At 49.4% G+C, this 22,121-nt stretch carries 17 protein-coding genes; 10 read left to right on the top strand and 7 right to left on the bottom strand.

The window, feature by feature from the left end:
• The first annotated feature begins 12 nt into the window (after positions 1–12).
• Positions 13–2,133 carry an alkaline phosphatase D family protein gene (locus PQG83_RS01710; protein ID WP_312746062.1) on the top strand — a complete coding sequence of 707 codons (2,121 nt, stop codon included), beginning with the start codon at positions 13–15 and terminating at the stop codon, positions 2,131–2,133.
• A 536-nt stretch (positions 2,134–2,669) separates the two neighbouring features.
• Here the strand turns inward: PQG83_RS01710 and PQG83_RS01705 are convergent.
• A complete protein-coding gene (locus tag PQG83_RS01705) occupies positions 2,670–3,344 on the bottom strand; it encodes a PKD domain-containing protein (RefSeq protein ID WP_312746061.1) in 675 nt (224 codons plus the stop codon).
• A 228-nt stretch (positions 3,345–3,572) separates the two neighbouring features.
• Here PQG83_RS01705 and PQG83_RS01700 point away from each other — a divergent pair, with 228 nt between their 5' ends.
• The 3 genes from PQG83_RS01700 to PQG83_RS01690 all read left to right on the top strand — a co-directional run bounded on the left by PQG83_RS01700 (position 3,573) and on the right by PQG83_RS01690 (position 7,895).
• Positions 3,573–5,066, top strand: coding sequence for a glutamate-cysteine ligase family protein (locus tag PQG83_RS01700; protein ID WP_312746060.1), 1,494 nt, complete (start codon positions 3,573–3,575; stop codon positions 5,064–5,066).
• Between the two features lie 74 nt (positions 5,067–5,140).
• Positions 5,141–6,079: a M14 family metallopeptidase gene (locus tag PQG83_RS01695; RefSeq protein ID WP_312746057.1), complete on the top strand. Its 939-nt coding sequence runs from the start codon at positions 5,141–5,143 to the stop codon at positions 6,077–6,079.
• Between the two features lie 400 nt (positions 6,080–6,479).
• Positions 6,480–7,895 (top strand): hypothetical protein, encoded by a 1,416-nt coding sequence (locus tag PQG83_RS01690; RefSeq protein ID WP_312746055.1) that lies wholly within the window; start codon positions 6,480–6,482, stop codon positions 7,893–7,895.
• A 953-nt stretch (positions 7,896–8,848) separates the two neighbouring features.
• Here the strand turns inward: PQG83_RS01690 and PQG83_RS01685 are convergent.
• Positions 8,849–10,228, bottom strand: coding sequence for a tryptophanase (locus PQG83_RS01685; RefSeq protein WP_312746052.1), 1,380 nt, complete (start codon positions 10,226–10,228; stop codon positions 8,849–8,851).
• On the opposite strand from PQG83_RS01685, the gene PQG83_RS01680 reads away from it, so the two are divergent.
• Positions 10,218–10,478, top strand: coding sequence for a hypothetical protein (locus tag PQG83_RS01680; RefSeq protein WP_312746050.1), 261 nt, complete (start codon positions 10,218–10,220; stop codon positions 10,476–10,478). The genes PQG83_RS01685 and PQG83_RS01680 overlap by 11 nt on opposite strands.
• A 290-nt stretch (positions 10,479–10,768) precedes the next feature.
• Here PQG83_RS01680 and ftsH read toward each other — a convergent pair whose 3' ends face one another.
• Positions 10,769–12,595 carry an ATP-dependent zinc metalloprotease FtsH gene (gene ftsH, locus PQG83_RS01675; protein ID WP_312746048.1) on the bottom strand — a complete coding sequence of 609 codons (1,827 nt, stop codon included), beginning with the start codon at positions 12,593–12,595 and terminating at the stop codon, positions 10,769–10,771.
• 293 nt (positions 12,596–12,888) lie between these two features.
• On the opposite strand from ftsH, the gene PQG83_RS01670 reads away from it, so the two are divergent.
• The 5 genes from PQG83_RS01670 to PQG83_RS01650 all read left to right on the top strand — a co-directional run bounded on the left by PQG83_RS01670 (position 12,889) and on the right by PQG83_RS01650 (position 17,035).
• Positions 12,889–14,274 (top strand): DNA recombination protein RmuC, encoded by a 1,386-nt coding sequence (locus PQG83_RS01670; protein WP_312746046.1) that lies wholly within the window; start codon positions 12,889–12,891, stop codon positions 14,272–14,274.
• 237 nt (positions 14,275–14,511) lie between these two features.
• Positions 14,512–15,072, top strand: coding sequence for a carboxypeptidase-like regulatory domain-containing protein (locus PQG83_RS01665; protein WP_312746043.1), 561 nt, complete (start codon positions 14,512–14,514; stop codon positions 15,070–15,072).
• A gap of 342 nt (positions 15,073–15,414) precedes the next feature.
• The gene (locus PQG83_RS01660) at positions 15,415–15,780 is read left to right on the top strand and encodes a hypothetical protein (protein ID WP_312746041.1); all 366 of its coding nucleotides are present in this window, start codon (positions 15,415–15,417) and stop codon (positions 15,778–15,780) included.
• A 272-nt stretch (positions 15,781–16,052) separates the two neighbouring features.
• The gene (locus PQG83_RS01655; protein ID WP_312746039.1) at positions 16,053–16,775 is read left to right on the top strand and encodes a DUF4197 domain-containing protein; all 723 of its coding nucleotides are present in this window, start codon (positions 16,053–16,055) and stop codon (positions 16,773–16,775) included.
• Positions 16,776–16,819: 44 nt separating this feature from the next.
• Positions 16,820–17,035, top strand: a complete 216-nt coding sequence (locus PQG83_RS01650) for a DUF3565 domain-containing protein (RefSeq protein ID WP_312746038.1) — start codon at positions 16,820–16,822, stop codon at positions 17,033–17,035.
• Positions 17,036–17,103: 68 nt separating this feature from the next.
• Here the strand turns inward: PQG83_RS01650 and PQG83_RS01645 are convergent, their stop codons facing one another.
• The 4 genes from PQG83_RS01645 to PQG83_RS01630 form a co-directional block, all read right to left on the bottom strand.
• Entirely contained in the window at positions 17,104–17,385 is a 282-nt protein-coding gene (locus tag PQG83_RS01645; RefSeq protein ID WP_312746036.1) for a MoaD/ThiS family protein, read from the bottom strand.
• An 85-nt stretch (positions 17,386–17,470) separates the two neighbouring features.
• Positions 17,471–20,278 carry an FAD-binding and (Fe-S)-binding domain-containing protein gene (locus tag PQG83_RS01640; RefSeq protein WP_312746034.1) on the bottom strand — a complete coding sequence of 936 codons (2,808 nt, stop codon included), beginning with the start codon at positions 20,276–20,278 and terminating at the stop codon, positions 17,471–17,473.
• Between the two features lie 106 nt (positions 20,279–20,384).
• Entirely contained in the window at positions 20,385–21,230 is an 846-nt protein-coding gene (scpB, locus tag PQG83_RS01635) for an SMC-Scp complex subunit ScpB (RefSeq protein WP_312746031.1), read from the bottom strand.
• Between the two features lie 43 nt (positions 21,231–21,273).
• Positions 21,274–22,092: a segregation and condensation protein A gene (locus tag PQG83_RS01630; RefSeq protein ID WP_312746028.1), complete on the bottom strand. Its 819-nt coding sequence runs from the start codon at positions 22,090–22,092 to the stop codon at positions 21,274–21,276.
• Positions 22,093–22,121: the final 29 nt, after the last annotated feature.

The raw sequence follows: 22,121 nt of genomic DNA, 5'->3' as shown, positions 1-22,121 counted from the left end.
ATGGAGGCGAAAATGTTCGATCGAATCGATGCGGCCGTCTTTTCTCCGGGCAATAATGCCACGTACTTTTTCCGCAAAAATGAATACTTGAAGTTTGTAGATGGCAGAGGCGTACAGACATTAGCCGGTTCTAAGGTACGCCGGATTGGGGTGGATGGCTGGATTGGCTTGCCGGAGCCGTTTAAATCGGACATCGATGCGGCATTAAGCTACCCTAACGGGTTTTTCTATCTTTTTAAGGGAGGACAGTATGTCAAATGGGAGCCAGGTGTGGGTGTTAAACCGACCTATGGCGGCCAAAAAATGCGCACCATCGGCGTCACCGGATGGGTGTCGTTCCCAGACGAGTTTCATTACAAAATTGATGCAGCAATGTATGATCCACAATCCGAACATGTCTACTTTTTCAAGGGCCAATACTACATCATGTACAAACCCGATGCAGGGGTAGTTAGGACTAGGGATGGTCAAAAGATTCGTCAGCTTGGGATCACAGGCTGGGAATCTTTCCCTGATGCATTCAAGCAAGGGATCGACTCGGCACTTTACTATCCGCCAGATGGACACATTTATTTCTTCAAGGAGCGGGAGTACCTCCGCTGGGATATGGATGAAAATGAAGTTGCCCCTCACTACCCCAGGCGTTTGGGTTTATTGCATCGAGAATCCTACGGAGGCGTCCCAGGTTGGCCGGGATTGTCTACTCTGCTCGGGGGACCATTTATCGGCGATGTGGCATGCAATACGGCCACAATATGGCTGTGGCTGACAGGGGGGAAGACCTCTGATGACATTATTGTGAAACTCAACCATAAAGTGGTAACGAATCCGGATTACCAGAAACCCGAAACCGGCACTGCAATTGGAGAGATTCGTGAGGGCATTGATGGTATTGACGACAAAAGTCTGATCCAGCTCCTTCGTTTTAAACACCTCGAAAGCAATACCCAATATCAGGTTGAGTTGGCTCGAGCCGATGATCAAAGCGTGATTGATCAGATTTCCTTCAAGACCGCTCTTCCGCCATCACCTCTTACGCCCGCGCGTATCCGCATCGGCCTAGGCTCTTGTGCAAACCATATCCAGGCAACAGACCTCGACACCTTTTCAGCACTCCAAACTAAAGAACTTGATTTTCTCATCCTGTGTGGCGACAACTGCTACTATTTCAGAACTAATGAAAAGTCAACCATAAAAACGGGTGAGCCAGGTCCTCCGGACAATCCACATGACTGGGCTTCCGTGACCAAGATGCTAAAGCGGCAACTCCAGGCGCGCAATCACCCGCAGTTTGTGCCTGTTGCTCGCTCTCTTCCAATTTTCAGTACATGGGATGACCATGACTTTAGTTTCAACAACTGCGACGGATTTTACGATAAGGATCTCACTGAATGGGTTCGTCGCGACAACGCCGCCGGGGTGTACCGGGTAATGTGGAATCATCCCTATCGAACCGATGGCAATCACATCTACTATGATTTCCAATGGGGGCCTTTGCACATTTTTATGACGGACGGTCGGTATCACAGCAATCGCAATGCAGCTAAAAAAGAACGACATATTCTTGGCCCCATACAGTGCCAATGGTTGCTTGATGGGCTTAAGGAGAGTCCGGCTCCATTAAAGCTCGTCGTTTTTAGCAGTCAATTAATCCGCACTACATCAAAGAATTCTGCTTTTGAAGGATTTTCAAAAAAAGCAGAGGGTGAACGGGCACTGATCCTCGATACAATCATGAATAAAGTCCCAGGGCCCGTTCTTGTGCTTTCCGGTGACGTGCATCACAGCGAATGCCAGCCCTATCCAGAGAAAAGCCTGAAGCCAAAAATTCTTGAGGTCACGAGCTCCGCACTTGGAAGAAAGATAACTGCAAGAGATATTTCTAATCCGCCAACAGATGGGGACACGAACCGCCTATGGTTTACCCGCCATCATTCCTTTGCAGTGATCGATATCAATTTTCTTGGTTGGACCCAAGCTGGGATTCTGGGGTCCGTTACCATCGAAGCATACGACAAAAACGGGAAAATTTTGGATGATTTAGACTCGTCATTTGCATTGTTAGGAAAATGTAGAACGGAATGGAACCTCTTAACCAGAGAACTTAAAAATGAACTAATAATTTCATTTTGAAACAGCACTTGCCTCTCCTTGGCAGTGGTGGCTAGAAATTATTAAATGTGAAATGGTGGAATCGAGTATTTGTTGCAAAGTATCCCTTTTACAACCATTTTCCAAACTCAATAAAACCAACAGGTTTCATGTTGCAAAAATCCGTTGCTTAACCTAATCCAATAGCCGCACCAGCCAGACTGAGATACGCATTATAAATTAACGGTAATATTGGGAAAGAATGGGAGGTCTGTTGGGGTGGCGACTATTCTAGCCTGAGTGGGCCCCTTTTTCGGGAAATTTGCAGGGGGGGGTCTGAGAAAATAGCGAAGGGGATTTGAGGTGTCTTAATTCAAAGAGTAAAGGGATCGCAAATCTTTCCTGCCTTAAGCCAGGTGAATTTGCCCTATACACCATAAGCTCTGCTCACAGGGTAAGAGCCGATCCCGACACGATGGGCGACTATCGAAAAGCTGAGCTATAAGAAAGAAAACTCACAACACATTTTTCAGAGATCATTTCCAGCCAGGATTGGATTTGAGAAAAAACGCCGGATTCTAAAAATTTTTGATATACCATTGATGATCTGCTTCCCATACAAACTCTACCTCTAAGGGAAATTGGATTTTCCCCATGGGCAATGGGTCGATTGATTTGGCCACCACCCGAAATCCTTGTCCATCTGTCAGTTGAAGGGGAACGGAAAATAGATTCGCGATCTCTCCTAAATGATCAGCCAGCACGGTCCAATCATGTCGCATGGCATCACGTCTTCTGATAGCCACAAACGCGACAGCCCCCTCAATATCCTGCTTCGCTAAGGCCGCCAGCATGCCAGACCACCGGGCATTGAGGGCAGCCTGGAGGTCTTCTGGATTCTCTAATACGACGTCGGTCGTCGCTTCAAAGGTTTGCCCCTGTGTATTGGTTACAATCACCCGAGGGGAAAAGTGTCCGGCACTTGAGAAGGTGACCGTCTGAGAATGGAGATGAGGCCCCTCTGCGTCAAATCTTCCATCGCCTTCATAATCCCAGGCTATCAGTTCCACTTCAGGGACTGAATCCGTAAACACCCTCAAGCTCACAGTGCTCGGTGCGACATCCCGCTCCGGGGATGCCCGTATTTTCACTAGAGGCGTCCTGCTGTGATCCATCCCGTAGGCCATGCCGATCCCACACATGAGGACGAAAAGGACACCAGCCGATTTCCTCAACCATAATACTGGCTTCATTTTTCCGTTCTCCTTTTCATTGTTCTGCCGGCCCCTGTTTTCACGACAGAGCACTGGCAGGCCTCACTGAGGGACTTCACACAATCCTATTCGCCTCTATTTCGGAACTATTCATTGCTTTCATGAATATAACTTACAAGAAAGCCGGCCCCCTCACGTGAGCCGGAACACGGTTCGTCCAGGCGGGCTTCTTTACCTTGCCCGGGAAATCAGGTATGAAACACTCCTATGGGTTTATGTATTGATCGCGACCAGTTTAACGAAGAGGATTTTACCCGGTTCGGGCAACGGCTCATTCAAAGCTTGAAAGCTCTTAGGCATGTGGTGGAGCAGCCGGGATTTGGTGTCGGTCCTCTCTCCATCGGGGCGGAACTCGAACTCTCAATTATCAATAGCGAAGGCCGGGCTTATCCCATTAACCGGACCCTTTTGAATTGCGCGCATGATGAACACCTCCAACTCGAGTTAGACCGGTTTAATTTAGAATATAATTTGTCTCCCGTCGCCTTGGCGGGCCATCCCTTTTCCCATGTCCGGGCGCAATTAGCGAACGCCATCCAATCATTGGAATATTGTGCGCAAAAATGGGGAGGACGCATTGCGCCAATTGGCATCCTGCCGACCCTCTGCGCCGAAGAACTGGATTCGCCGGTGCTGTCGGATCTCCCACGCTATCGTGCGCTCTCGGCCGGCCTTCGACGGTTGCGCGAAGGTCCATTTGCGATACACATCAATGGACCGGAGCCCTTAACAGTGACCTGTCCGGATGTCACGCTGGAAGGGGCCACGACCTCTTTTCAAATTCATCTTCGGGTGAATCCTCAGGATTTTGCTCAGGTCTTTAATGCGGCGCAACTGGTCACACCCGTTGCTTTGGCTCTCAGTGCGAATAGTCCCATTTTTTTGCAGCATCGGCTGTGGGAAGAAACCCGCGTGGCCTTGTTCAAGCAAGCCATCGACAGTCGAAAAGTCCAACCAGGTGATTGGCATCAACCGGCCAGAGTGTCGTTTGGCCATGGATGGGTCCGTCGAGGCGCGTATGAGTTATTTGCGGAAGCCGTGGCGCTTCATTCCCCCTTGTTGCCGGTGATGAGTTCCGAAGATCCGATGGAATGCCTCAGTCGAGGGCAACTGCCGCAGCTCGAGGAATTACGCCTGCACCAGGGAACCGTCTGGCGTTGGAATCGGGCAATCTATGATGCTGGTGCCAATGGACATTTTCGCGTCGAATTTCGATCCCTACCCTCAGGACCTACGCCGATTGATATGGCAGCCAATGCGGCGTTTGTGATAGGGCTGACCTTAGGCATGCGACAGCAGATCGAACAGCTCCTCCATCAGTTTCCGTTTGAATATGCGCACCGGAATTTCTATCGGGCTGCCGAATATGGGATGGAGGCCATGTTAGTATGGCCGGGTCAGCCGGGGCATGGGTTGCGCGAAATATCCGTGTGTGACCTGGCCGGGGAATTATTGCCGGTAGCCGAGAAGGGCTTGGAGGAGAGCGGAGTGGAGAAGGAAGAAATCCACACCATGCTGAATGTGATCCGGCATCGCTTGGAGACCCGGATGAATGGTGCTCGTTGGCAGGTCCATCGGTTGGAACAGTATGAAAGCCGGGGGCATGACCGTCCCACGGCTCTCACGCACATGCTCGACGATTATCTGCGATCCGCCCATACGGGCTCGCCTGTTTCACACTGGAGTCTGAATCCCGAATGAACCCCGCACGACCTATACCCAGATGGGAAGCACCCACACCACAAGACGTGGGGCCGACGGTCGAGGATTTCCTGATGAAGCTTGGTGAGCCTACCTTTCTTTGGCTTCCGGGCATGGATACCACGCGCACGCGCGCCGTCTGTACCTTATTACATGGGAATGAACCCTCAGGCGTGCGCGCCCTTCATCGATGGTTCCGGGAAGGACGACAACCCCAAGTCAATATGCTCTGTTTTATCGGATCCATCGGAGCGGCCTTGACCAGACCAATGTTTTCTCATCGATACCCACCAGAAGGAAAAGATCTCAATCGGTGTTTTCGATCTCCGTTTCAGGGACAGGAAGGGACCATCGCCCAAGCCATGCTCCACGAACTGCATCAGGCCCAACCTGAAGCCTTGATTGACTTTCATAACACTTCAGGCCGAAGTCCGGCATATGGTGTGACCACCCTGAACCGGGAAACCCATGAAACGTTGACGGGAGTCTTTTGTGATCATCTGATTGTGACCGATTTGCGGTTAGGCACATTAATGGAAGCGACGGAATATGACTGGCCGACCGTCACCATCGAAGCAGGCTGGGCACGAGATCCACAGGCCGATGAGCTGGCCTTCCGCGGATTAACACGGTATGCCATGGCCAAGAATTTTTCAGATATCTCGTCACCGGTGACCGTGCTCCATCATCCCATTCGAGTGGAACTGCAGGAAGGGGCCACCGTGGCCTTTAACGGTGGACCGGTTTCCGAAGTGGATCTCACCCTTCCTTCAGATGTGGATCGATTGAATTTTGGACTATGGTCTCCACAGGAGACTCTGGGTTGGGTCGGAGCGCGGGGCCTGGATGTCCTGTGGGCCAAGAATGCGAGGGGACAAAACGTCAGCAAAGCGATTTTCTCCGTGCACAACGGCGAACTTCGATTGGCTCATCCCAGCCGGCTCATGATGGTCACGACAAACGCAGAAATCGCCCAAAGCGATTGCCTCTTCTACATCCTCCCCGATTCGTAAATGCAAAAATTTTCCAATTAGGCCTTTGCGTTGTAACGTCCTATCCCTGTGTCTCAAATTACTTTTGCTCCTGATCCCAACTAAGAGGTTAATATTTTTGTCAAAGATGGCTTGCTTTGAGGGTATGGCAGATTTTTTTGGGGTACCGTATTTATCTTCAACAGAAGTTTTGAAAGGTTTTTTAGTCTTATAAAGGATAGGACTCAATCAATTGATTGTATTTCTAAGTTTAAATACACTACTTGCAACGAATTATAATGTTCCCAAATTCTCTATTTATGACTTGTCTGAAAATTCCTACTGTTTAGACATACACGGTTTTTAGAAAGAGGGAAGGGAGGATCCCGCTCTATTTTTCGTACTTCTCATTAATATAACTGCAAGAAAGAGAATACGGGATATGAACCAATTTACTGTTTCCTTTCCAGAGTTGAGAAACATTGCCTCTGACGCATTCTCGTATGGCCCTTTTCTATTTGCCCTTTTGTTTAACTTGTTTATCACCAATTGGGCATACAGTATTTATAGAAAAGCTTGTATGAGAACCGATCCCCCCGCCACGGAGACTGAAAAAAATACTTACCGAAGCTATTTCTGGCTAAGTGGATGGTTCGGAATACTTTTGGTAGTCGTATCGATTGGTTGGTGGTTTTTTCGTGGGCCCGGAGACAAAAAACCTTCTACACATGTCTTCCAGGGTGTCTTTAAGAATCTTCAAGATTATGAACGCCTAACATCTACAGAGTTCTATCTACGACAAGAGTTAATTCCAAAGCTACACCCAGAGGCCAGACAACTCCGCCACCAGCACTTTCTCATCATAAAAGACAAGCCCTTCAATGATCAGAACACCTTCAGTCTCTACTACAGCAAGGACCCTCGGGGAACTGATCCAGAGATATTGGAGCTGAAGTATACCCCAGATCCCGAACCCAAGTATGCGATTACCTGGGATGAAACTCTTGAAAGAACTGCCATTAAACCCCTCTATGAGGTGAAAGCGAAATCAAGATTTACCGAAGATCCATTTACGGATGTAGCATATGCCTTCAATCCAATCGGCTGGAAACCTGTCATGAATAGGGAGCTAACGTTACTCAACTCAACCTTTTTTACATTGACCAATTCCGACTCGAAGGTCACTATCTTACAGCTCGAAAATCCATCAAGCCATGTAGCAGAGAAAATCACGGCTCTCGACGAATTGAAAAAATGGAATGACGAAGAAATTGAAGCCTACTTTGAAGCTCTAATTCCTACCGAATCCAGGGTTTTGGTCATGCTCGATCTAACTCGACACACGGATCGTGAGCTAGCAAGCAAGGCCAAGCAAATCATTAGTCGAGTTGATATCAATAGGATAGTTGCCATGGACCTTCTCTCAACGGATCAGACAAGGCGACAAGTAGCAAAAGAGACATTGTTCAGAGTGGAGCAAAAGAGAGCAGAAGAAATTCTAGAGAAAGCTTTAGAGGTAAACCGAACGCATACAACAAGACCAGAGGCAGAGCTAAATGACCTGGCACAAAAAGTTCAGGCTGGAATGAAGACGAGGATTATATTCCCCACCGGATCAGTAGAAGGGGATCGATATTATATTAGAGCCCTCTGGGATTCAGGTAGGGAGGATGTTGTAGTGTGTCTGGCTAAGCTGTTTTACCCCGCGCTGCAACATACTGAATCTCTCGACAAATACACCCAAAAAATCGCCAGTTCACAAGGTTGGTATATTTTTGCAAAGGAAAAATTTCAAATCATACGGTTGGCTGAGAGCGCAGAAACGTGCGGGGCGTCCGTAACATTCGTGCCATTTTAACGAACCCCTTAAAAAAGGGGTGTTTGAAAGTCCCTTAGATAAAATATGAGAAAAAAATTTGGAATTTCATTAACCTGCTTTTGCATATCCAGCATCCCATACTGTACCTGATGGCTCAACCCTCACAGGGCCGTGCCCCAAGTTGTGGCAATTGTATAAAGAATTTTGCCTTCCAATTTAACATCGCCTTACCTAAAAGCAGGAAAATTTTCCTTTTGCCTTATTTGTCCAACCTTCGTCCTGGAGGTCGTTCTACCATTTCCTAATGCCCGCAAAATATCGGAGAAAGGGAATTTGCTTAAGAAAACGAAATGAGTTTTAGGGAACCCCGCACTTCTTTCCCGGTTTCCACGTTGCATTTTCCAAACATTGCCGTGCCGATTTACACCCCCTCTAATGCTCTCAAATAAATGAGCCAAGGGGTGCGGGAGGTTTCTTATTCGGCTCGAAACCTCTTTTGAGCCATACATCACCTCAAAACTATCCTCCCTAATTTTGGGTACAGCGGGGGTCTGCTTTTTGAATGGCCGCGATCTTCTGATCATCGAACGGGATTGGAGCGCACCCGTGCCCCTTTTCACAAACAAAGTCGAACCTGGCCGCCGGCTGATGACAACTTAAGCACGTGACCCCTTGCGAGACATTGACGACGCTGTCTCCCCGATCCGCAATCTTGGTGCCTTCTTTGGAGACTTCCAAAAAGAAAAATTCCCAGCCGTTCGTTTTGGGAAACTTGTCATGCGAATGAAGGAACGCATCTCCGTACTCCTTTCTTTTTATTTCCTCCCGGACTGGCGTCCCGGGAAAATAAAGAACTCTTTGATCCCACTGAAACAATTCGTCTTTCACCAATACCTGTCAATTGTGCGATGCATCAAACCTCAGGCGAAAGCGCTAAGAAACAACTGGCAATTATGCCTCTTACCCCACTTCTGCATTGTTCGTTTGTAAAGTTATTTCACCATTCCATATTGCGCAGTGAAATGCCGGAGAAAGGGCGCTTGTTCCAGAAATCGAAACGGCTTCAAACCCTCACGCCGCCGGAACGCTTCTTCCACCACTTCCACGATATAATCTACATGGCTTTGGGTATAGACCCGCCTGGGAATCGCCAACCGAACAAGTTCACGAGGGCCCGCCTCTTCTTTCCCGGTTTCGGCATTGCGCTTGCCAAACATGGCGGTGCCGATTTCCACGGCTCGAATGCCTCCCAACACGTATAACTCCACACAGAGCGAAATACCTGGCAGATCGAGCGGTTGAAGATGCGGTGCGAAGCGGGCCGCATCCAGGTAGATGGCATGTCCACCGGGCGGCCGCAGGGTCGGCACACCGGCTTCATGCAAATGGTTACCCAGATACCCAGTGGAGGTAATGCGATACTGGAGATAATCTTCCTCCACGCCTTCCTTTAACCCTTCGGCCATGGCTTCCAAATCACGTCCGGCCAATCCCCCATAAGTGGGAAACCCCTCGGTTAAGATCAACAGATTTTGCTCTTGTTGGGCCAACTCGGCGTTGCGTGTAGCGAGAAATCCGCCGATGTTCACAATGGCATCTTTTTTTGCGGACATCGTACAGCCATCGGCCAGATCGCACATTTCACGAACAATGTCGCGGACCATTTTGTCCCCATATCCCGGTTCGCGCAGTTTAATGAAATAGGCATTTTCTGCAATCCGGCAGGCATCCAGGTATAACGGTCGGTCAAAAGCGCGACAGACCTCGGCCACCTCTCTCATGTTGGCCATCGAGACCGGTTGCCCTCCACCGGAATTATTGGTGACGGTGATCATCACCAACGGAATACGCTCGCGCCCTTCTTTTTGAAAAACCGCGCGAAGACTTTCAACATCCATATTGCCCTTGAAGGGAAACTCACTGGAGAGATCGGCCAATTCGCGACAGGGCACATCTACTGCCCGGGCTCCACAAAATTCCACGTTGGCCCTGGTGGTATCGAAGTGCGTATTATTGGGAACCACGTCCCCGGCCTTGCAGATGGTAGAAAACAAGATGCGTTCCGCCGCCCTTCCCTGATGGGTCGGTATGACGAGCGGAAATCCCATTAATTCCTGTACCGCAGATTCAAACCGGTAAAACGATGGACTTCCCGCATAACTTTCATCCCCCCGCATGATAGCCGCCCACTGCTTGGCACTCATGGCCCCGGTGCCACTATCGGTCAGGAGATCGATCAGAACATCCTCAGAGTGCAGTCGAAAGACGTTGTAACCGGCTTTGGCAATTAATTCCCGACGTTCGGTTTCTGTCGTCATCCGGATACGTTCGACCATTTTGATACGAAAGGGTTCAATGATCGTGTTAAACATCCTCAGTCCTCCGGTTATGCTGGTCGCTTTATTTCAGGATCCGGGGAAAGCCCATCCCTCCCAGGCACCGAAATCATATCATCTTCCAGAAAAACATCGAACTATTGATGAATTGACGATTTCCGCCTCTATTTCAGGGTCTGTTGAAAAAAGCCGCCAGCGGCGTTCTCGCCATTTTTCCGTGCTCACGTACTACGCGTACGCTCCGCGCGTTAAAACGGCTGCGGCCTTGCTGGACGGACTTTTTTGAACCGACCCGTAGCCTTTGATGGGTAATCTAATCCTGCGCAAATTTGCCCTTGAACATCCTTATTATTCAACACTCCCTTTCATGAAACACTGAGGCTAACCCGCTTTCTTGAGGAATTGGGTGAGATGAATTCCTGATCTTCTCCCGAACAAGACGAGGAGATTGACACTGCGGGATGTTTTGGAATGGTGTTTTTCCTGCCGGGTCTGAACGTCAGACCTGGCAGGAATGAATTGGAAATGTCAGGGTGGAGGTATTCGGAAACGAAAACCTCATGTTGTCGATTGAAACTAGCCTGGGATGGGTTCTGCTTCCTTGACGTGAAGAAGCGCCATCAACTCTTCTCCGGTCATAACTTCTGCCTTTAACAAGGTCTCAGCCCCGTTCAACAGGACCGGCCGAAGCTTTGTCAGCAATTCCCGGACGCGATTGCCTTGTTCTTCAATGAGTCGGCGCACCTCTTGATCGACCTGTTGAGCGGTGTGCTCCGAATAGGTCGGGGTCGCATGTGACTCCATATTTTTTAAAAACGTCGGCTGGACGGATTCGTCTAAGGCCACCGTTCCCAATTTATCGCTCATCCCATAATCTTTGACCATCCGTTTGGCGATGGTAGTGGCTTTTTGCAAATCATCAGCCGCTCCTGTGGAGGCCTCTCCAAAGACCAACTCTTCCGCCATACGCCCCCCTAACAACACGGCAATGCGATTTTCTAATTCAGACCGGGTGAGTAAGTACCGGTCTTCCACCGGGAGCTGTAGCGTATAACCCAAGGCTGCAATGCCACGGGGAATGATCGAGATTTTTTGGACGGGATCACATCCGGGCAAGGACATTGCCACTAACGCGTGCCCGACCTCATGATGAGCCACTCGTTTCCGTTCTTCCACACTGAGGACGCGGTTTCTCTTTTCCAAACCGGCAATGACACGTTCCACAGCTTCCTCAAAATCCCTGTGTTCGGCCGTCTCCCGACTTCGTCGAATGGCCAGGAGCGCAGCTTCGTTGACCACATTGGCTAGGTCGGCCCCAACCATTCCCGGAGTCATGGCGGCAATTTTGTCTAAATCGACGTCAGGAGCCAGCTTGATGGATTTGGCATGTATGGCAAGGATAGCGGCTCTTCCAGGTCGATCGGGGCGATCAACCAGGACCTGTCGATCAAAACGGCCTGCACGGAGCAAGGCCTGATCAAGAATTTCAGGACGATTGGTTGCGGCCAACATAATGACCCCCACACGAGGATCAAACCCATCCATCTCCACCAGCAATTGATTGAGGGTTTGCTCCCGTTCTTCGTGCATCATGGGCCCTGTTCCCCGAGCCTTTCCCAGTGCATCCAACTCATCAATGAAAATGATACAGGGTGCTTTAACCATGGCCTGTTCAAACAAATCCCGCACCCTGGCTGCTCCCACTCCCACAAACATTTCCACAAATTCCGATCCGCTAATGGAGAAAAACGGCACACCGGCTTCTCCCGCAATCGCTTTCGCCAGCATGGTTTTCCCTGTGCCGGGCGGCCCCACCAAGAGCACACCCTTGGGAATCCGTCCCCCGATCCTCGTAAATTTTTCCGGCGTCTTTAAGAACTCGACAACTTCCATGAGTTCCACTTTAGCTTCATCGACTCCGGCCACATCACTCATACGAGTCTTGATATCGCTTTCAATATAGACTTTCGCCTTGGATTTCCCGATTCGCATAAACCCGCCACCCGCCCCTTGTCCCATTTTTCGCAAAATCCAAAACCAGATCCCGGCAAAAACCAGAATAGGGACGACCCAGGAAGCCACGTCTTTCCAGAGCGTGCTGACGATCACACCGGCATATTCCACATGTTTGTCTTCCAGTAAGGACACTAACTCAGGATCATCGACGCGCACCGTTTGAAACCAGTGGGGATCCTCTCCCCCTTTTTCAGATTTTAATTTTCCGTGAATGACTTTGTCAGTTATGGAGATCTCGGCGACCTTATCTTCTTGAACCCAGGCTTTAAATTGACTATAAGGCACCTCATCCATATGTTGGGCGGCAAAATACATTTCCTGGAGAATAATGAGTCCCCAGAATGCAATAATGAAATACCAAATAGAGACGCGATATTTTTTTTCCATATTTGCTATCCTAACCTCTGTTCCTGCGTGACCCTGAATCGCATGAAGTGAACATAATCCTACTGTACCCAAGAATCAGAAATACGTCTATCGAAATGGGTCAAAATTCTTCCCTGATCAATTATTCCCGGCGGCAAACCTTGCCATCCGCCCCGTTCGTATGTCGGCCAGGGGTTGAAAACCGTGAGGATCTCTTCCAAGTCTATGTGCTGTAAGGCACGTTCGGAGTCCGTCTGAATTCTCTCTTCTCCAGCATGATCGCCTCTTACGACCCTCAGCTATTATGGATTCTCTTGGCCGGCCTGCTGGTCGGAGGGACCATCGCGTGGGCCATATGTTCCATTGTCTATCGAGGAAGGAAAATCCAAGCCTTACAAGAGACCACCACCCGATTGGCATCGGCCCAAGCCCAAGCAGGAGAACTTCGCGCCCAACTCGCCACCCTGCAGCAGGAACGTGAACGAGTCTATCAAGAATTTCGTCTGATGGAAGTGGCCAAAGTGTCAGCCGAAACGAACCTCGAAAATACGCAACGACACCTAGCCGAACAGCGGGCCCTGCTGGAGGATGCGAAATTGACCTTGTCGGATACCTTTCGCTCTTTAGCCTCGGAAGCCCTGGCGGGAAACAATAGGGGGTTTTTGACCCTGGCCGAGGAAAAGTTCAAAGCCCTGAAGGATGAAGCGACGGCTTCCTTCGACCAACGCCAGACCTCCATTGAATCCTTGTTGCAGCCGCTGACCGAATCCCTACGTACCTACCAAAAAGAATCGCAAGCCTTAGAAGATAAGCGACTTCGTGAACTCAGTGTTGTGGGCGAACAGTTACGCCAATTGGCTTTCGCCCAGACCACCCTCCAAGCCGAAACATCCAAATTGGTGAATGCCTTACGATCACCCCAGGTTCGAGGACGCTGGGGAGAAATTGCGCTTCGAAGGACCGCTGAATTGGCCGGTATGTCAGAAAACTGCGATTTTTTTGAACAGGAAAGTGTTTCCACCGAAACCGGGCGCTTGCGTCCCGACATGATCGTCAAACTCCCGGCAGGAAGAGATGTGGTGGTCGATTCCAAAGTGCCGCTCAGTGCGTTTTTAGATAGCCTGGAAACCCACACGAACGAAGACCGGGAAGCCGCCCTCAATCGACATCTCGGCCAGGTAAAACGCCATATCAGCCAATTAGCCTCAAAAGAATATTGGGATCAATTTCCAGCCGCTCCGGAATTTGTGGTCTTATTTATACCCAATGATTCGTTTTTAGCTGCCGCGGCCGAACGCGACCCCTCCCTCGTCGAGTCGGCCTTAACGAAAAAAGTTGTCATCGCCACACCCACCACCTTTATTGCCCTGTTGCGGGCCATTGCCTACGGCTGGCGCCAGGAACAAGTGGCGGAAGGGGCCCAACGGATCAGTATCCTCGGACAAGAACTCGCTGATCGACTGGGCACTCTGGCAGAACATTTTGGGAGAATTGGGCAAGCGTTAGGTCGGACCGTCGAATCCTATAATGCGACGGTCACCTCATTGGAGAATCGGATCTGGCCCACGGCCAGAAAATTCAAATCCCTTGGAATCAGCCCCAAAAAAGACCTCATGGACCTCAAATCCGTCGGGCACATGCCAAGACCGCCTGGGGAAATGGAACCTACCCCCGAAGACCTTCCACCCGCCTCGTCATAAGTTGAGAGCACATTTTCTCTCATGCTTTCTTCAAATGACCTCGGTAATCCTTTACAAAAGGATTATGCCTGAATCGGGTGTGCTCAGTTCTACTGCCTGTCTGTATCCCCTGGGGACAAAGTTTGATCAATTCTTATTAGCGCTATTTTCAAATACCCAAAAATTGTTATTATCTATAGTCATTCGAGGGTTTGATTAAAGAATTAACCTTTAATTGGAAATGATGAGGTGTGGCCCGTGAGACCAGGAATTACCGGCAGATCGACAACAGATTCGGAAAAAGGCTTAAAAGCAGAAAACAAAGAGTTGTCTGTGACGTTAGGATTGGGTGCATGTCTGTTGATGATCCTAAGTTTGGTAACCCTTTCAACCTCAACCTGGGCCGCTGCAGGTGAAGGCTCGGAACCTCTCGCCAAGTTTTTAGAAATTCCACTGAAAGGCGGAAGCATCCCAGATAAACTCAGGTTCCCTCTCCATGAGCAGAATGCTGTTCAATATTTCAGCGCCGGATTAGGTAAGGAGGAACGGAGCCTGTCCTACCCACCCTATTCCCTTAAATTGATATTTGTGAAAGGCGAACGCGCTTTTTTAGCTGGTGTGGCAGTTGAGGTGCTCAACTCCGATCAGACGACCGTGGTATCTATTCCAGGTGAAGAGGTACAAGGTCCTTGGTTATTCCTCAATCTTTCTCCCGGCAAATATGTTGTCAAAGCAACCGATTCAGGTGGGACCACTATTGAAAAAAGCATTACCCTATCTGGAGAAAAGACCACTCCTGTTCACATTCGTTGGCGGTAAGACGGTTTTTCTCATCTGGGAATCATCCTGATCTTACGTTTTTTGGCCCCCACCTATGGGGCTTTTAAAAGCCACGCCCCATTCGGACCATCTTCATTAAATTTTTACTTTACGATAATTATACTTAAATTAATTAACTTAATAATTAGTACTATATTAATATTCAATCTCTATAATTATTAAAGGTTTATTCACATTTATGGGAGTTAGTGATGTTTCTCATTATACAATTATGAGAATTTTTTAATATTGGATTAATCTTGACTTAAGATCAAAGAGCTATATCTATCAACAAGACGTTTTAATACATATGTTATGATAAACAGTAAAAAGGAGATACATATGGGACATTTCGGAATACAGAAAAAGACCCCAACACTTGGGAAAAGTCCCATTAAGCGAGAAGAAGCTCACTCCGCTCCAAGCACTAAAACGGTGGATCCAAGGCATTCGGACACCTGTACACGATGTGGAGGATTTATGGTCTCCCATTGGTGCATGAATGTGAATTACGATGCCGGTGGAATGGAAATCCTGACCAAACGGTGCCTGCAATGCGGTGAAGTCATTGATCCCGTAATTCTGGAAAATCGCCTCAACCCTCAACGGGAGGCGATGAAAAAGAAAACCCGTCCACTCCTCTCTAGGCCCTTAGCATCATCAAATAAAGGCAGGGGATCCGGGATGAGTTGTACTCCTATAGCCTAACTTTAAGGCATCTCACACTCCTAGGGTGCTTTTGACCCACCCACGAGGAAGAGCTGGACTTTGCCTTCTGAGATTTGAAGACTGCTTATGTTTTTTTAGTCTATCCTCCCCAGGATAATCCCAGGGCGCAAGCGTCTCCCCTCTTCCTTGTGGGTCCCATCTCACAGGAAGAGAATGAGATGCATCGCTTCTGATATTCTTTACCCCCGATTCCAGTTTTACTCCATTTACCCTCCTAGTCCATTCTTCCTTTTTCAAAAAAGGAGTGAACAATGATCATTTCTCCCGTCATCATGAGTGTTCTCCTCTTGCTCCTTCCGCAGATCGCCTTCGCACAATTTGGGGACTTTCTGAATGAGATCGATAAATTGTCTCTGCCTGGTGCAAAAACCCTCGAAGATGACAAAATAATTTCTGGCCTTAAAGAAGCTCTGATCGTCGGAACGGAAAATACGGTGAAACTCACTGGTAACACAGACGGCTTTTTAAAAAATGAAGCTATAAAAATCTTACTGCCCGAAAAACTTCAATCCATGGATAAAGCGCTTCAACTGGCCGGATTCGGGCCCCAAGTTGATGAGTTGGTGGTTAGTATGAACCGGGCCGCCGAGCAGGCCGCTCCCTTGGCCAAACCCATATTCAAAGATGCGGTCACCAACATGAGCTTTGACGATGCCAAGAAAATTCTGGATGGAGGAGATACCGCTGCGACTGATTATTTCCAAGGTAAAACACGCGATCAACTTGCCAAGGCGTTTAAACCTGAAGTGGAGAAGACAATGAGCCAAGTCGGGGTCACCACGCAATACAAGGAATTGGTGGGACAATATACGATGCTACCGTTTGTCAAAGTCCCGGCATTTGATCTGGACGATTATGTGGTTGGAAAAAGTTTGGACGGGCTGTTTCACACATTAGCCCAGGAAGAGCAAAAAATCAGGACTAACCCTGCAGCGCGCGTTACAGATTTACTCAAGGATGTCTTTGGCAAATAATTTACGATCCATCATAGTCCCCATCATAAAAACTTGAGAGAAAAATGAACCAGCCCATTATCGGGTTTCATCAAGATGACGCGGATGATTGGGTGGCAGATCTGGCCTGCGGCCATGGTCAGCACGTTCGACACCAACCTCCCCTAAGTTATCGCCCATGGGTTCAGACACCAGAAGGACGTCGTGCCCATCTCAAAACCATCCTCAATTGCAAAAAATGTGACGAGGAGGCATCCCTTCCTTCACAAAAGACAACCTAACCGCACTTTCACTCGTCCATAAACTTTCCTCCTGCCAGACATAAGGATGCATCGCATACCGTGCTCTTTTAAGGATTTTGCCACATCGCACCGTCCGCAAGGTTGTCTCCTCCCTGGTGAGTGATTTTCAGGGTGTCCCCATTTTTCACTTTGGCTTCCAACGTGGAGATTTTCTGATTAATTGTCAACATGAGTTCATTGGCCTGGAGGAAAGGCATTAATCCTTGAAAGTGATCGGGGAAATCCTCTAGCAATTGCCGAATTGTGGTGGCATTTTCCAAGCTGATTTCAACTTCCGGGTCTTCAACCGCTTCACGAAGCGCAAGGCCAAATATCAATACTTTTACCATTCGATGTTCCTCATGCAAAAATGAAAATCCATCCCGGTTCCAACTATCACAATGATAGCCCGCCAGAGCACCCCATCTTATACCTCTACTTCCTCCCTGGATGCTCCCGCATGACCTGCGCAATATGCTTAACCTCCGCTATCCCACGAAGTCCATTTTTTAATTGAATCATACATGCGGGGCAACTCGTTGCCACCACCTGTGCCCCGCTCTCTTGAATAGCCCGCTTCTTACGCTGGAAAATCTTCTGAGAGGTTTCATAATTTTTGACGATATACGTACCCGCTCCGCCCGCGCACCGATCGGCATCCTGCATTTCGACAAATTCAAGGTCAGCCACAGAAGCTAACAAGTCCCTGGGAGCCTGGGACACACCCGCGGCACGAAGATGGCACGAAGAATGGTACGTCACTTTCTCCAACTTCCCATCGGCCGATACCCGGGCTGAGTGCATATTGGGTGACGACATCCCCTGTTCAACAAGAAATTCAGAGATATGCTTCACCCGTTTGGATAGATCTATAGCTGCGGCCTCCTCCGGCTCTCCAGAAAACAGCCTGGCATAATCCTTCAGACTTAACGTGCACGATGCACAACTGGTAATCACGGTGGCATACGGTGCCAGGTGAGCCAGATTTTCTCGCGCGCCTTCTTTTACCAAATCCCGTAACCCGTAGGTTTCAATCGGCGTCCCCGAGCATCGTTGAGGTGGAAGAGCGACCTTCACACCGTAGTCAGCCAAAAGCCCGATCACCGCATCCCCCACTCCATCCTCAAAATAGTTGGCCGCACACCCGTGAAAATACGCGATTGAGGCCTGCCGGAGATGTTCAGAATGACACAGTTCAGGATACCGATCACGTAAATGCCGTTTAGCAAACGTCGGCAGAACCATATCTCGGGGAATCTTTGCCGTGGGAGCCAACTTTCGCAATACCGGGCCAGTCAGTTTTTCCAACATGCCTCGAAGAACCGGACGATCCCAAAAAGATTGGGTCCATGCCATAAATTTCAACAGGGGATGAAAAATCCATTGACGGGCATGGAGGGCAAACACCCAAGCGGCCAGCCCATTGGGATGCTCCGCCCGTCGTTGCAGAATCAGTTCGGACACATCGACACCGGCCGGACAAATAGTCCGGCAGGACTTGCAATTCAAACAGGCGTCGACGACCCGTTCCGATTGAAGATACGAGTAATCCGAAGCCGTTACAATCTCGAACCATCCGCGCGCACTCATATCTTCAGACTGAAACACATCATACACCGGACACACGGAATTACATTTTGCGCACGTTGCACAGGGTTTGCCCATGCGCTCCACATCAATATGTTCCGTAAACGAGGTATCACTGATTTTCACACCGGGATTCATCATGCCCTGTGGATCGAACGCCTGCTTCACTCGAACAAAAATGTGATACACCTCTTCTCCATACATCAAGCGAACGGTCTCGGCGCGAATACGCCCGTCTCCATGCTCTCCACAAATTGATCCGTCAAACCGGTCTAAGACAGTCTGGTGAATCTCCCGGTGAGCCTCGACCATGGCATCAACATCATGTTGATTGTGCAAATCAAGCAGCGGCACAATATGAGCATTGCCATTTCCCACATGTCCAAATATGGCGACCGGCACCGATCGTCCTCCAAAGTACTCTTCCAGATACCGGATCAACTCACCGGTGCGTGCGGCCGGCACGACCACATCATCGACAAAATTGATGGGCTTTTTTTGAGGATCAAATCGATAGAGCATCGGAAACAATGCCTTGCGGGCTTTCCACAATTCCCCTTGCTGGGCTGGATCAGACGCCAACCTCACCTTCCCGGTGATCGGAAATCTTTGGCACATCTCCATCAAACGATGACGACGGTCTGCGCCTCCGCCTTCATCAAATTCAATGAGCAGTGTCGCCGCTGCATCCGATGGAATGCCATAGCGATTTCGCCCGATCAAATCTAACGAATTTCCATCCATCACCTCCAAGGCATTGGGGTTCAACTCCAATAAGTGGGGAACCGATTCGCCCATACCATCCAGATGTCGAAAATGAATGAGACCCGTCACGGTGGCATCAGGGCGTTTAACCAACTTGACGGTTGCTTCACTCATAATGCCAAGTGTTCCCTCGCTCCCGATAAATAATTTTGGAACGTCCAATACGCCCCGTTCCAGTCCATCGACCAAATCAAAGATGTTATAGCCGGAACTGTTTTTACTCACCTTCGGACGCCTGGCGCGGATCAACGCTTGGTCCTCTTGCATCATGGTCCACACCGCCTTTAGGGATGGAAACCCTTTCAACAAGGATGCATGAGCCGGGCCTCCAATAGAAACAGATTGAGCGTCAAGCCAACCCTCAGTAAGCAGCCGAATCCGGAGAGAATGAACGTTGTCCTTGACCGATCCATAGCGAAGCGTATGCGGACCGGCCGAATTGTTGCCCAACATACCACCTAATTTGCACATATCCCCGCTTGAAGGATCCGGCCCATACATCAACCCCATAGGGGCCAACTGCTTATTGAATTCGGATAACACCAGGCCTGGTTGCACTCGCGCCCACTGCTCGTCGCGATTCACTTCCAGCAATCGATTCATTCGGGAGATATCCACGATAATGCCGGCTCCAATGGCTGATCCGGTCAGATTCGTTCCGGCGGCCCGTGGAGTCAGAGGAACTCCAACCTTGACGGCATACTCCATCACGGCATCAATGTCTTCCTCTGTTTCAGGAAGCACAACAACCTGTGGCGGAATTTTGTAGATACTGGCATCGACGGAATAGGCTTTCAGCGTGGCCCAATCCCACCGAACTTTATCCTGGCCCAATTTTTTGGCTAAATCGGGCCCCAAAGAAGATTTCTTTTCAGGTAACAACAACGGCATAGGAACTCATTCTGCTCCCTATGAGAATGACGCACAACCCTTGTCAGAGAGAACACAGGAAGGAAAACACACAGACCACAGCAGGACGCGTGGCCTCACGGTCGATTTAAGCAGAAAGATCGGACACCCGGGCTTCTCCCTCCTGTTCCTCAGGGGCAAAAGGAAGCTCCATAGGAAATTGTTCCGGGCTACCCAACTCTTTGAGTTCTTTCAGCGGAGGTAAATCTCGTAAGTCCCGCAGTCCAAAACGCTGAAGAAACTGTTTGCCGGTTCCATACAAAATCGGTCGGCCCGGGATATCCTGCCGTCCAACGATTCGAATTAACTTCTGATCCAGGAGGGTACGCAACACACCAGAGGTTTCTACGCCTCGAATTTTTTCAATATCTGCTCTGGTAATGGGCTGTTTATAACTCACAATTGCCAGGGCTTCCAGTGCCGACCGGGAAACCTTGGCTGCCGGTTTGGACTTACTGGTCAATCGTTTGATATACAGACTCTGCTCAGGTCGCGTGACCATGACATATCCGCCGGCCACTTCCAAAATCTGCAAGCCACGGCCTGACGTCTCATACTCGGCTTGAAGATCCTGCATTGCGCTTTTAACGGAAGATTTAGGGACCCCTTCGAGAACCAGCGCCAGCTTCTCAAGACTCAGAGGCTCATGCGAAACAAAAAGCAGGGCCTCAAATGCAGCTTTGAGTTCACCAAGGTCCAACGCCGGTTCCTGGTCTACAATCCCGGAATCCTTTGCTTCTTCTGCGTCCTGGCCTTCATCTTTGACTTCTGAGGCCTCGCTTAAAGTAAGGTCTTCCGTCACCTCGGCATCGGAAGTGTCCGAAGGTTGGTCTCCATTGGAGAGTGCATCCATAATTATTGAGTCCTCCTCTGCGGACTGAACCCGATCATCCCACGTGGCCCCATGCATAATTCCCGCAGGCCATTCTTCCATCCCCCCATGCGTCCTCCGATCAATATCATCCGGCACATACGTGTCACAATGGATCCACAGGAAAACTTCCAGTAGAACCAGCCCCTCCGGCTGGAACGAAACGCCTGGTCACCTGGATGGGACCTAACCATTCTCCTTGAAACAATCGAACCAGGTTCATCCTGACCAGTTCCAACAAAGCCAGAAATGTAGCAATGACCAATGGCTTGGACCAATGGTGTTCAAATAAACCCTCAAAAGGAACGGTCGACTCCGCTTCCAACCGCTCCAGGATGACCTGAATACGGTCCTGAATCGTCCAAGTTTCCCTTGACAATTCCACGATTTCATTAGTTGGAGCTCGATCCAAAACGTCCTGGAATGCACTCAGAAGATCAAATAATTGGAGATCCTCCGTAGCCATATCCTCCTCGACCGCTGACTCAGTTGGCAAGGGGAGAGGATCACGAGTAAAGGACTCCCGCCAAAGACGTTCGCGAATAACCAGGCTCCCTGCTGCCTCCTTGAAACGCTCATATTCGACCAATTGCCGGACCAATTCCGCACGAGGATCCAGACCTTCCTCATCTTCTGTCTCCGGTTTTTCCTCTTTGGGAAGGAGCATCCGGGATTTGATATAAAGCAGCGTGGCTGCCATGACCAGAAATTCCCCGGCCAGAGACAGGTTCAACGTCTTCATCATGGACAAATATTCCAAATATTGCTGCGCAATCAGCGCCACCGGAATATCATAAATGTTGATTTGGTGTTTCCGAATCAAGTGGAGAAGCAAATCCATGGGGCCGGTAAAGGCCTCAAGTTTGACCTGATATGCATCGTCATCTTCAAGGTCAGAAACAATCAGGGAGGGGACGGATTCCAATCAAGTGCCTTTCGACTGGGTTCCACAGT

The organism is Candidatus Nitrospira neomarina, from assembly GCF_032051675.1.
GTDB lineage: Bacteria > Nitrospirota > Nitrospiria > Nitrospirales > UBA8639 > Nitrospira_E > Nitrospira_E neomarina.
Note: the sequence above shows the minus strand (reverse complement) of the source record. Positions and strands in the feature narration are given on the sequence as shown.